Annotated in this window: 9 protein-coding genes and 2 pseudogenes; 8 read left to right on the top strand and 3 right to left on the bottom strand. The window is 57.1% G+C overall.

All coding sequences use genetic code 11. The features are described from left to right. Positions 1 to 10: 10 nt before the first annotated feature. From A3AU_RS1000000140945 to A3AU_RS1000000137905, 3 genes and pseudogenes are all read right to left on the bottom strand, one after another. Complete coding sequence (locus A3AU_RS1000000140945; protein ID WP_418001067.1) at positions 11 to 565, bottom strand: DDE-type integrase/transposase/recombinase; 555 nt, start codon at positions 563 to 565, stop codon at positions 11 to 13. A gap of 65 nt (positions 566 to 630) precedes the next feature. After that, positions 631 to 874, bottom strand: a pseudogene (locus tag A3AU_RS1000000141080) (transposase); the annotation flags it as partial. A gap of 261 nt (positions 875 to 1135) precedes the next feature. After that, a pseudogene (locus tag A3AU_RS1000000137905) lies at positions 1136 to 1285 on the bottom strand (DDE-type integrase/transposase/recombinase); the annotation flags it as partial. 153 nt (positions 1286 to 1438) lie between these two features. Between A3AU_RS1000000137905 and A3AU_RS0115190 the strand changes: the two are divergent. From A3AU_RS0115190 to A3AU_RS0115155, 8 genes are all read left to right on the top strand, one after another. Then, positions 1439 to 2581, top strand: coding sequence for an amidohydrolase family protein (locus A3AU_RS0115190; RefSeq protein ID WP_051355363.1), 1143 nt, complete (start codon positions 1439 to 1441; stop codon positions 2579 to 2581). An 11-nt stretch (positions 2582 to 2592) separates the two neighbouring features. Beyond that, the gene (locus A3AU_RS0115185; RefSeq protein ID WP_027053606.1) at positions 2593 to 3051 is read left to right on the top strand and encodes a Rieske (2Fe-2S) protein; all 459 of its coding nucleotides are present in this window, start codon (positions 2593 to 2595) and stop codon (positions 3049 to 3051) included. A gap of 239 nt (positions 3052 to 3290) precedes the next feature. Further along, positions 3291 to 4871 carry an ABC transporter substrate-binding protein gene (locus A3AU_RS0115180; protein ID WP_027053605.1) on the top strand — a complete coding sequence of 527 codons (1581 nt, stop codon included), beginning with the start codon at positions 3291 to 3293 and terminating at the stop codon, positions 4869 to 4871. Positions 4872 to 4883: 12 nt separating this feature from the next. Next, complete coding sequence (locus A3AU_RS0115175; protein WP_027053604.1) at positions 4884 to 5834, top strand: ABC transporter permease; 951 nt, start codon at positions 4884 to 4886, stop codon at positions 5832 to 5834. Positions 5835 to 5842: 8 nt separating this feature from the next. Beyond that, a complete protein-coding gene (locus A3AU_RS0115170; protein ID WP_027053603.1) occupies positions 5843 to 6667 on the top strand; it encodes an ABC transporter permease in 825 nt (274 codons plus the stop codon). Continuing rightward, positions 6660 to 8297: an ABC transporter ATP-binding protein gene (locus tag A3AU_RS0115165; protein ID WP_027053602.1), complete on the top strand. Its 1638-nt coding sequence runs from the start codon at positions 6660 to 6662 to the stop codon at positions 8295 to 8297. The genes A3AU_RS0115170 and A3AU_RS0115165 overlap by 8 nt, the downstream gene beginning before the upstream one ends. 870 nt (positions 8298 to 9167) lie before the next feature. After that, on the top strand, positions 9168 to 10598 hold the full coding sequence (locus tag A3AU_RS0115160) for a M20 family metallopeptidase (protein ID WP_027053601.1): 1431 nt from the start codon (positions 9168 to 9170) through the stop codon (positions 10596 to 10598). Between the two features lie 262 nt (positions 10599 to 10860). Further along, on the top strand, positions 10861 to 12735 hold the full coding sequence (locus A3AU_RS0115155; protein ID WP_027053600.1) for an MBL fold metallo-hydrolase: 1875 nt from the start codon (positions 10861 to 10863) through the stop codon (positions 12733 to 12735). The last annotated feature ends 116 nt before the right edge of the window (positions 12736 to 12851 follow it).

The following is a 12851-nucleotide window of genomic DNA, read 5'->3' as shown; positions in this document are numbered from 1 at the left end:
GTTTCTCGCCTTATTGACATATACAGTTTGTCCAGAAGTTGGCTATCACACGACTGCGATGTTCGCTGGTTAATACAGGGTCCGCCCAGCGGTGGGGCGCATAGGCCAACACTGTAGCGCGGGAGCGTCGGTTTCGGTTCGTGAAGGCCATCCACGAGGCGTGTCGGCGCGGCAAGCCCTTGACGGTTTCGGGGGGTGGCGTTGTCATCTTGCTTGAAACGTGGCCCGGTGAGGCCGCCACCGCGCTTTTCAGGCAGGCCGTGCACTCACGGCTTCCCACGCGGCGATTGCCTGGCGTTCGATGAATTCGAATGGTGCTGCTGATCGAATTGGCCTGCGATAGGACGAAGAGATTTCGGACGACGGAGAAGATCGTCACGAAATGCTGCAATGTGCCGACCGACCTGGAACTCCGTCGCGGTCGTTCCCGTTTTCGGAACCGCAAGTGAGAATTCTTCGCCCGGTTGTTCAAGCCTTTATGCGAGCGGTGTTTCACGTTCGTCATAAGATGGTGTTGGGCCGCCCCGTAGGAACGCAATTTGTCGGAGCTTTGGCGGCAGGCCATGCTTCTTCAGAAGTTGTCTAATTGCGATGGAGACGTCAACTATTCTTCTGGCGTTTCGACGGCACTGCCTCGCCGCGACGCGAGATATGGCCGTCATAGTCGACCTCGCCTGATTGGCGGGGGGGGGCCGTCAGCCAAAGCAGGCGCTGCCGACGGAACGAGACGTTTTGAAATTCTCTGAATCTTCGATGGCCTACACAAAGGACGTTGAGACGTCCAACGCCCCGGGATCGACATGAGGATTCGACAGGTCTGGCTTTGCCGCGCATCGACGACGAGTTGACGTGATAGATCTGCGGCTCGTATGCGCAGGCTATGACGGGCATCAATACAGATTGCCGGCAACCCCTTGAGGGGAGGAAGCACACTTGCCCCCCAGACGCCGATGCCCGCGCGTCGAATTGAGATCGCCGTCTCTTTCATCGAGACATCAATGCCGATAAAATCATCCATGGCTGTTCCCTCCGATAGTTGCCTAGGCCAGTGCGAATCGCGAGCCCGTATGTCCATCTTATGGTGGAGCAGCCACCTCTCCCATTTGGGATTGCTTCATGGCGCAACGCTCCTATGTCGCGTCAGCAGGCACCTAGCGGCTTTGGTGTCGCGGCGCGTCTGGACAATCTCGTCGAGCACCATATCGTCCTGATCAACCGCTCTCCAAAACCAGCATTTCTGACCATTGATGCGCACCACGACTTCATCGAGGTGCCAGACGTCGGTCTTAGTTGGTGCCGACGAACAACCGGGTGCATTGCATTGGTGTGATGGCCGACTTTGGGGCGAACTGTATATTTCAATGAGCTGACAAAGCTGCCATCGTCCTGACAAGCACACTCACTTGCGTGCGCTTCATGCTCCCGATTGAGAACACGAATGGAGAAAACGATGAATTCCGGGTTAGTCAAGAGCAGTCGGAAAAAACTCACAATTGTGGACACCGATGTCCACCACTGCTACCGGACAAAATCGGAACTATTTCCTTATCTCAGCAAGTTCAATGCTGAGCGTTTTGCGGAGTGGGGCTTCGGTGGCATTGAAATGGACCCCCACGCCTCTAGCGGAGGATATCACGGAACTCGGGTAGATTTTGAAGAGCAAGATAACGGGGAGATATTAGGCAGCAATGGTGACGCGCAGAGTTGCGGCAAGCGGTTACTAGACGCGCATGGCATCGATTTGGGCATTCTTACTGGTGGTCCTGCGCAAACTGCGAGCGCGCTCGCCGACGTGGACTATGGAAGCGCTCTGTGTCGCGCTTTCAACGACTACTCACTCGAGCATTGGCTCGCCAAGGATGCAAGGTTTAGACTTAATCTCGCAATCAATTCGCAGGACCCTTTAGGGGCAGCGGCTGAGATCGATAGGCTTGGCTCACACCCTGCTGTTTGTGGGATCATGCTCAGTTGTGGCGCAACCCGGCCCTTTGGCCAGCGCTTTTATCATCCAATATACGAAGCATGCGCCCGGCACGGATTAGCGGTGACGATGCATTTCGGTTCAGAAGGAGCGGGCATCAATCCGCCGCCATCGCCGGCCGGATGGCCAAGTTACTACATCGAAATGCGTCTGCTGCGTCCGCCATCTTATGCCGTACACTTGGCGAGCTTTATCTTCGAAGGTGTGTTCGAAAAGTTCCCGACGTTGAAAGTGGCGATGGTCGAAAGCGGATTTGCCTGGGTGGCGCCCCTGATGTGGAAGATGGATCTTGACTGGAAGGGACTTCGCCGGTGGACTCCGTGGGTAAAAAGGCTGCCAAGTGAGTACCTGATGGAGCATTTTCGGTTTGGAACCCAACCATTGGATGAGCCCGCCGATCCGGAAGCGCTAAAGCAGATTATCAACTGGATTGGTGGTTCACGAACACTGATGTTTGCGAGCGACTTCCCGCATTGGGATTCGGATGATCCGATGATGACGTTGTCCGACCAGCCAGAGGATCTGCGCCGACGCATCTTCGCAGAGAATGCCATCGAGACATACAAGCTGGCGCTACCAGCAATCTCTCAGGCCGCGTAGGGAGAGGTACGGTGCCTAAGAAATATGAAGTTTGTTATGCAGACGAAATTCCGGTTGGCGGACGACGCATTGTGGATATAGCAGGGCGTAGTGTCGGGATCTTCAACGTCAACAATGAATACTATGCCGTCCGCAACAGCTGCCCACATAAAGCCGCGCCTCTGTGTAGAGGAATTATCGACGGAATGGTAAAGGGCGGAACGCCAGGGCAGTTCGAGTACGAGCAAGAAGGCGAAATAATTCGATGCCCGTGGCATGGCTGGGAGTTTGCGATCAAAACCGGCCAGTCCGTGTTCAATCCACATAAGATTTACGTGCGCGGCTATCCCGTGAGCGTGGAGGTAAAGACCTCAAACTGCGCCGAGGCCGACGCGGGCAGCATGGAGGAGGATCCATCGGTCGACACCTACCGCGTGTCGGTCGAGGAAACCAACGGTAGCCGTCGACCTACTCTCTACATACACCTTTAGGTTAGAAAGAGGCCTTCTCCGGACCAGCGCAGGTAGAACGGCTCGACCTCCGTCGGAAGAGCGAAGCGATTTCGCTAGAGACGATCTCGATCAAAGGAGCCAGTCCACATAGACGGCGATCGCTCCGACGTTCGCTGGTGTGATTGGCCACCTTGACGGATCGTACCATAACGGCAACTAGACTACTTCGTGCGACTAGCAAGTATAAACCAATTAACGCATGGAAAAGGGGAAATAAGATGAATGATGAATTGGGTTTTCTCAGTGAGCGCGTCGCGAAAGGTAAGCTGTCCCGACGCGAGTTTCTAGGTCGGGCCGCGGCGCTCGGCGTCAGTGCAGCGTTTGCCAACAACCTGCTTGCCACGGCAGCAAGGGCCGAGGGACCCGTCAAGGGGGGCCTGCTCAAAGCCGGGCTGCAAGGTGGAGCGGCGACGGACAATCTTGATCCAGCGACCATGACGGATGCATTTCAATTTATCGCCAGCCGTCAGTGGGGCGAAACGATTGTTGAGCTGGACGCAGATAGAAAGGTGCAGCCGGCACTTGCTGAGGAATGGGGCTCCTCGAAGGAGGCCAAGGTCTGGACCTTCAAAATCCGCAAGGGCGCACAGTTCCACAACGGCAAGGAAATGACGCCCGCCGACGTGCTCGCCACCATCGAGCGCCATGCCGACGTCAACTCGAAATCCGCCGCGTTCCCACTTTTGCAGGGCATCGACAAGATTGCCGTCGACGGCCAGAACGTGGTCTTCACGCTCAAAGATCCCAACGCCGAATTTCCGTTCATAATAACCGCACACCAAGTGGTGGTCCAGCCGAATGGCGGCAAGGACAACCCGACCGCCGGCATCGGAACCGGGCCTTACAAGGTCACCGTCAACGATGCTGGTATCCGGCTTGGCGGCGAAAGGTTCGGAGGTTACTGGCGCGACGATCGCGGCTTTGCCGATCAGATCGAGATCGTCGTCATCAACGATGGGACGGCCCGCAACTCCGCCTTACAGAGCGGGCAGGTCCATATGATCAACCGTGTCGATCCGAAGGTCGTCGAACTGCTAAAGCGCTTCCCTGCCATCACCATCCGCAACGCCAGCAGCCGTGGCCACTATTTGTTTTCTTGCCAATGCGACACGACGCCTTTCGACAACAATGACCTTCGACTGGCGCTGAAATATGCCATCGACCGCGAGGAGATGGTCCAGAAGATCCTGGGGGGCTATGGCTCCGTCGGCAATGATACGCCGATAAGCAAAACCTATCCGCTGTTTACCGAAATGGAGCAGCGCAAGTATGATCCGGACAAGGCAGCCTTCCATTACAAGAAGTCCGGGCACTCGGGATCGGTGCTCCTTCACACGTCCGACGTTGGCTTCCCAGGCGCAGTGGAAGCTGCTCAGCTATACCAGGCGAGCGCAGCCAAGGCGGGCATTACCATAGAGGTCAAGCGCGATCCGGGCGACAGCTACTGGTCAGAATTCGATAAAATGCCCTTCAAGGCCAGCTATTTTGGCGGCCGTCCGACCCAGGACATGACGTATTCCCTCGAGTACCAGTCTAAAGCGCCGTGGAACGAGTTCCACTTCTTCAACGAGAAGTTCGACCAGATGCTGGTCCAAGCACGCGGTGAACTCGATGCCGACAAGCGCAAGAAGCTCTATTCCGACATGGGCCAGATCGTCCGCGACGAAGGCGGCGCGATCCTCCCGATGTTCAACGACTTCATCGATGCCACAGGGCCGCAGGTTGGCGGCTGGGCAACGGATGGAAACCAGGAACTTATGGGCGGCTACGCACTGTCCAAATGCTGGCTGCAGTCCTGAGGCCGTACGACCATGGTTCCCAAGCTTATTGCCCAGCGCATTGCGCTGGGCATCCTTTTGCTAGTCGCCGTTTCGGTTCTGATCTTCGCCGGTACCAATCTCCTGCCGGGTGACGTGGCGCAGGCCATTCTCGGCAAAACGGCAACGCCGCTTGCGCTCGAGAATCTCAGAAGGGAAATGGGCCTCAACGACCCTGCCTATGTCAGGTATTTCCACTGGCTGTTCGGAATTCTGCAGGGTGACCTGGGCACTGCGCTGACGACCAAGCTCGATATAGCCGCGTCCATCAGGGAGCGGCTGTGGAACACGCTGTTCCTTGCTTTCTGGGCCGCCATCGTGGCGGTCCCACTTGCCGTCATCCTGGGGCTTGTCGCCGTGCATCATCACAACCGCCCGGTTGACAAGCTGATCTCGGGCTTGGCGCTTGCCTCCACCTCGGTGCCGGAATTCTTCATTGGCTACTTGCTGGTCTATTTCTTTGCCGTGAAGTTCCAGATCTTCCCAGGCATTTCTACCGTCTATGACGGCATGCCCTTCCTCGACAGGATGAAGGCGATCGCGCTGCCCTGCACCGCGCTGACCCTGGGAATTCTCGCACATATGATGCGAATGACGCGGGCCGCGATCCTCAACGTAATGCAGTCGGCTTATATCGAGACTGCTGAACTGAAGGGCCTGACGGCGTTCGAGGTCATCCGCAAGCATGCTCTCCCCAATGCCCTTGCCCCGATCATCAATGTCGTGATCCTCAATCTCGCCTATCTCGTGGTCGGCGTCGTCGTCGTTGAGGTGATTTTCGTCTATCCGGGCATGGGGCAGTATCTGGTCGACCATGTCGCCATGCGCGACGTGCCCGTGGTTCAGGCCGTCGGCCTGATTTTCGCCGCCGTCTATATCTTCCTCAATGTCGTGGCTGACGTGGCGTCCATTCTCGCCAATCCGCGCCTCAGGCATCCGCGGTAAGGAGCACCATGCCAAGACGTATTCCCATCGGCGCGCTGATCGGCCTTGTTGTCACGACCCTTTTCTTCCTCGTGGCGATCTTCGCACAGTGGATCGCTCCCTACGCCCTCGGCGACATCGCCGGCGGCGTCTGGGAGCCGATATCGGCGAAATTTCTCTTCGGCACCGACAATCTTGGCCGCGACCTGCTCTCGCGCATGATCTATGGCGCCCAGACGACGATCCTGATCGCGGTTCTGGCGACACTGCTTTCCTTTTCGATGGGCGCAATCCTCGGCTTCACCGCTGCGGTGGTCGGCGGCTGGTTCGATATGTTGATGTCCCGTTTCGTCGACCTGCTGATGGCAATCCCGACGCTGATCTTCAGTCTCGTGGTGCTCTCGGTGCTGCCTTCGACGCTAGTCACGTTGATCCTCGTCATGGGCACTCTCGATGCGACCCGCGTCTTCCGCCTGTCACGCGCGGTCGCATCGGACTTGAACGTAATGGATTTCGTCGAGGCCGCCAAATTGCGCGGCGAAGGCAAGTGGTGGGTTATCTTCGCCGAAATCCTGCCGAATGCGCTCTCGCCGCTGGTTTCGGAACTCGGGCTGCGGTTCATTTATGCGGTGCTCGTCCTCTCCGCTCTCTCCTTCCTCGGCCTCGGCGTGCAGCCGCCGGCAGCGGACTGGGGCGGCATGGTCAAGGAGAACAAGGATGGTATCGTCTTCGGCATCCCGGCGGCGCTGATCCCGGCTGCGGCGATTGCCGCGCTCGCCATCTCCGTCAACCTGGTCGCCGACTGGATCCTGAACCGCACCACCGATCTCAAGGGAGGGCGCGGCAATGGCTGATGTGCTGCTCGACATCCGCAATCTTCGCATTGAGGCGACCACCTATCCGCCCGGCGAACAGCCGATGACGATCACCATCGTCGATAATGTGTCGCTAACGCTCGAGAAGGGCAAGGTGCTGGGCCTGATCGGTGAATCCGGCGCCGGCAAATCCACCATCGGGCTCTCGCCGATGGGGTATGGCCGCGGCGGCGTGCGCATCACCGGCGGCGAGGTCATCCTCAACGGCCGCGACATCCTCAAGCAGGGTAAGAACGCCATCCGCAAACTGCGCGGCCATGAAGTATGCTATGTCGCGCAATCCGCGGCAGCGGCCTTCAATCCCGCCCAGCGGCTGATGGATCAGGTGGTGGAAAGCTCGCTCAAGCACGGCTTAACCAACCGCGCCGAGGCCGAACGCCGGGCTGTGGCGCTGTTCCGCAAGCTCAGCCTTCCCGACCCGGAAAATATTGGCGAGCGCTATCCGCACCAGGTCTCCGGCGGACAATTGCAACGCGTGATGACGGCCATGGCGCTCTGCCCCGAGCCGGTTCTGATCATCTTCGACGAACCGACCACGGCGCTCGACGTGACGACGCAGATCGACGTGCTTGCCGCGATCAAGCAAGCAATCCACGCCACAGGTGTTGCCGCGCTCTATATAACCCATGACCTTGCCGTTGTCGCGCAGGTGGCCGACGACATCATGGTGCTACGCAATGGCAAGATGGTTGAGACGGGCACCGCCCATCAGATCATCAAGGAGCCGAAGCAGGCCTATACCCAGGCATTGGTCTCCGTGCGCCATATCGAGCACGAAGAGAAGCAGCCGACGCCGAAACCGATCCTATCGGTCAAGAACGTCACGGCCGCATATGGCAACGGCATTTTAAAGGTGTTGAAAAACGTCTCGGTCGATATCCATCCCGGCCAGACGCTGGCTGTGGTCGGCGAATCCGGTTCCGGAAAATCGACGCTGGCGCGGGTGATCACTGGCCTGTTGCAGCCGCAGCAGGGTGAAATTACCTTCGAGGGCCGCAAGCTTTCCAACCGACTCGGCGGCCGTACCAAGGAAGACTTACGCCAGCTTCAGATGATCTACCAGATGGCCGATGTGGCGATGAACCCGCGCCATACCGTCGGCACCATCATCGGCCGGCCGCTAACTTTCTATTTCGGCCTCAAGGGCGCTGAGCGTGACCGACGCGTCAAGGAGCTGCTCGAGGAAATCGAGATGGGCAAGGGCTTCATCGACCGCTATCCGGCCGAACTGTCGGGAGGCCAGAAGCAGCGCGTCTGTATCGCCCGTGCGCTGGCGGCCAAGCCCAAGCTCATCATCTGCGATGAGGTAACTTCGGCCCTGGACCCGCTGGTGGCAAACGGTATCCTGAAGCTGTTGCTCAATCTACAGCAGATCGAGCAAGTGGCTTACCTCTTCATCACCCACGATCTCGCGACGGTGAGGTCGATCGCCGATTCCATCGCCGTCATGTATCGCGGCGAGGTCGTGCGTTATGGGGCGAAGAGCCAGGTGCTGACGCCGCCGTTCGACGACTATACCGATCTCCTGCTGTCGTCCGTGCCGGAGTTGGAGCTCGGCTGGCTGGAGAAGGCGACCGCCGGCCGGAAGATGGCAAGTGCGGGGAATTAGCGATGTGACTCTTCGCGATACCACCAGTTCAATCAGGTTCCCCTGCGCCGGTGCCTCCCTCCACCCGCGCAAACTTGCCCGGCCTTCGCGCCGGGCCTTTTCATTCGTTCGCACGCGACAAAATTTGCCGTTCCGAGAGGACGCAAGGCAAGCCGGTCGCGCCTGCGGACATAGTGCGCGACTACCCAACGGCGGCTGCACGATAGCGACGGGCATTCTCACGGCGTTGCTCGAACCGCCGCACTGGCGTTCCGGCTTCGATCCCTTTTCGGTGAGCTCGACCCGGCATAATCACGATGTGTGATCAAGATTTAGCGGGTGTACCGAGTTGGCACTATCAAGTAGCACCGAGATCAAAGACAAATCTTCGGTAGGGGTCCTGTGAGCTTTTTGGACAGCGAGGCTCGCCTCAGAGCAAAGAACCGGATTAGCGCAGACACGCGCTCCTTATCGCTCAGGGTTCAGGCTGCCATTGGCCCTAAGGCGTTGTACTGATGCAATTTTCTACTATCTGCGTCTACCAATGCGCAGAAGCTCGTTGCTTACTTTGCTTGGCGGAGGCGAGTTCGGCTAGAGAACCGGATTTAGGTTAAATCGTGATGGGCAATTGGAGAGGTCGATTGGCTGTTCTTACTGTTCAATTTTATTGCCGCTGGGAACGGTATAGCCCGTCGCCGTGCCGCTTCGAGATACAGCGACCTTCACCCAGACCTCGATGCCCAATCCCTAAATCATTGTAAAGTAGAGGAACTTTCATCGAATAGAGACCTGACGTCCAGCAATCCCGAAATGAAGCCGGCGAGACTTAGATAGTTAGTGCGCACCGCCTGAACGATGTCCCCGACCCCGACCTAAGGGAATTAAGTAACTATGGAAAATGACTCTCTCAGCCTTGATGAAATCGTCCGTCACGTGAATGCGAAAGCTGCCGACTATTGTGCCCTGAGCGACCGCATCTGGGCAATGCCAGAATTAGCATTTGAGGAGCATCGCTCGGTTGCAGAGCACATCTCTATGCTCGAGCGCGAAGGTTTTCGTATCACCAGGAATGTCGGCGGTATCCCTACCGCCTTCATCGCCGAGTTCGGCGAGGGCAGCCCGATCATTGGCATCCTCGGCGAATACGACGCGCTTCCCGATCTTGCTCAAGTCTCGAGAGCAACTGAACCCAGCTCAACCGAGAGTGGACCAGGTCATGGTTGCGGTCACAATCTTCTTGGCGCTGGCTCGGCGCTTGCGGCAGTTGCATTAAAGGATGCGCTCGCAGCTGAACGTATTGAAGGGACAGTGCGCTTTTACGGCTGCCCGGCAGAGGAGGCTGGAGGGGGTAAGGCCTTTATGGCTCGAGCCGGCGCGTTTGACGATCTCGATGTTGCCTTCTGCTGGCACCCAGCAGTGGTTAACGAAGTGCTAACGAAATCCTGCAACGCTGCAAAGTGGGCTCGTTTCTCCTTCACCGGACGCGCTGCGCATGCGGCGTCGGATCCACATTTGGGGCGCAGCGCGCTCGACGCAGTCGAGTTAATGAATGTCGGCGTCAACTACATGCGCGAGCACATGCCCTCAAACGCTCGCGTTCACTATGCCATTACAAACGCCGGCGGTGAATTCCCTAATGTCGTGCAGGCGTATGCCGAGTCATCGTATTCTATTCGTTCTCCGAACTGGCAAGATGCTGAGCGGGTGTTCGCGCGCGTGCAAAAGATTGCAGAAGGTGCTGCGCTTATGACCGAGACATCTGTTAAGATGCAAATCACTGGCGGCTACTCCAATCTTTTGCCGAACAAAGCGCTGTATGATGTCATGTATGAGAACATGAGCCGTGTCGGCCCACCCCCCTTTGACAGAGCCGACTATGAGTTCGCCCAGGAGCTTCGAAAAATGGCGCTGACGGATGAGGGCGCGCTGGCCAGCGTCGCGGGACGCGATGTTTCGTTGAAGGACAAGATCCTCCACGATAGTCTCCTACCGTTGGGGACAGATCAATTCGAGATGGGCTCGACAGATGTGGGCGACGTCAGCTGGATCGTGCCCACCGCACAGTGTCAAACAGCCTGTTTCGCCATTGGCACGTCCTGGCACAGTTGGCAGCTCGTCACTCAAGGCGATCTGCCGGCGGCTCACAAGGGGATGGTATTGGCTGCCAAGGTAATGGCTTCTACGGCGGCAGATTGCATACGCAATCCAGAAATCATCGCTCGTGCAAAGGCGGAGTTGAAGCAACAGACAGGGGGGCGCCCATACCTCTGCCCAATACCGTTGGATGTCACACCCGGTGATTTGCGTGGGAAGGCGCTGTAAAGCCACACTCTCAGCCCACGCGTAAAGCATCGCGAAGGGGTACAGGGAAGCTGTAGGCGAACTGCTCCCTTATGCCCGCAAGGCTGGCGTGCCTGGTGACGAAGGACCCCCGAGACGGACGGAAGAGTTCTGTCTTGAACGCTGTCGAACCGTCGTGTGACCACGAGCGACTAGAGCGCATCCGCTGCGGCGCCACGACGTCTATCCGCAACAATCGACGCCACGCGCAAAACTTCGCGCATAAGCCTCTGAGGACTATAAAATGTCTTTGATCCAGCTCTCAACCCACCTTTGGGTCTATGAAGATACTTGCAATGTCTACATTCTGAAGAGTGGCAACCAGTGCTTGCTGATCGATACAGGGTCGGGTGCTGTTGTGCAGCACCTTGCCGACATGGGCATCAAGCAAGTTGAATGGGTTCTGCATACCCACCATCACAGAGATCAATGTTGGGGAACTGCACTTGTTCAAACGGCCGGTGCAAAAGTCGCCGTTCCACAGTATGAGCGGCATCTGTTCGCCGAAACTGAGGCTCATTGGCAAACGCGCCGGATCTATGACAATTATAATGACACCAACACAGTTTTTGCATTGTCGGAAAACGTCTCCGTTGATGCGGTTCTAGAAGACTACGGCACTTTCACATGGAAAGAGTACGAATTTCGCATAATCCCCGCAAAAGGTCATACTTACGGCATGGTCAGCCTGATTGCATATGTCGATGGCAAGAGGGTTGCCTTTACAGGCGACTTGATGAGCAGGGGGGGCAAACTCTACCAGCTGCACGCTATGGAATTCGGCTACGGAGATCTCCTCGGTGTTGAGTTCACTATGCAGTCGATCCTTGCCCTAAAAAAGGAGAATGTTGAAACTGCCTATCCGTCGCATGGGGCACCTATCACAGAGGTAAAGGCGGACATTTCCGCGCTGGAATCGAGGCTCGAGGCGGTCGCTAGCCTAGGGGGGAACCGCACCTCAGGTAAAGCCGGGGATGGGCGCGCCGAAGCAAAACTTTTGCGCGAGAGTCGTCTCCAGCGTATCACGGAACATTTACTGTGGGCCGGACCGTACACCTGCTCTAATTTTTATATTGTCCTGAGCGGGCACGGTCACGCGATGCTGATCGACTATGGATTGGCCTCTGAGGGGCATCTTCATGTGGCTCCTGACCACGGAAGTATGAAGGCCCTGCGTTTTGTCGAGCATCACCTCGATCAACTCCGTGACGACTATGAAGTGCGAGATATTGAACTCGTCGTTCCCACACACGTTCATGATGATCACGTATGCGGAATACCGTATCTACAACAGCATTATAATACCCAGTGCTGGGCGCTCGATTGCGTCGCCCAGGTCATTGCCGATCCCTCAGCTTGGGCGAGTACACCGTGCTGCTACGACAAAGCCATCAAAGTGCAACGGATTCTGCGTGATGGCGAGGCATTTCACTGGAGAGGATTTGACTTCGAGATCCATTACGCCCCGGGCCAGACCGAGTATCACTCGGTGATAGTTGGTAATATTGATGGTAAGCGCGTTCTCTTCAGTGGCGACAACCTATTTCTCTTCAATCCGCAGGCTGGAGGGATTGAACGTGAAATCGCGATCCAGACTACAGTCATGCGCAACAGTTTTCAGTTGGAGATGCATCGCCGCTGCGCGAGCGTCATGAGCGCGTTGACGCCTGATCTCATATGTCCTGGCCATGGCGAGCTGATTGCGATGGATCAATCGAGAACTGCGGAGTACATCGACTACATTGAGCGTAAGGAGAAAATCTTGCGCGATCTTGTGGGGGAACCTGCAGACCATTTCATAGATTTGTTTTGGGCGCGAATGCTGCCCTATGTGTCGACGGCTCACCCGAACGACGAAGTGAGGTACACGATTAGGATTCGCAACAACTTGGAGCGAACGGCTACCTACAGTGCTCGTCTTTTGCCGCCGTCTGGCTGGATAACATCCTGCGAAACGGAAAGCGTGACGCTTCGGCGGGGAGAGCACAGCGAACTCCTGCTGCGGGCGATTGCGCCGTCTGAAGAAGAACCGCGAAGGCTCATAACTGCGGAGGTTTTGATCGACGATGTCTCGCAGGGGCCCATTTGTGAAGCCCTCATCTCAGTTGTGCCGCACTAAAGGAGGTTCTCCGAAGCCGCCACGGTCCACCGCGATGCAATGGCCTTGTCCAAGGCGGTGTCCGGCTTGTCTACAGCGGGAACCCACCGACCTAGGGTCCGGACCCAAAAAAGTGT

The organism is Mesorhizobium erdmanii USDA 3471, from assembly GCF_000472705.1.
GTDB lineage: Bacteria > Pseudomonadota > Alphaproteobacteria > Rhizobiales > Rhizobiaceae > Mesorhizobium > Mesorhizobium erdmanii.
Note: the sequence above shows the minus strand (reverse complement) of the source record. Positions and strands in the feature narration are given on the sequence as shown.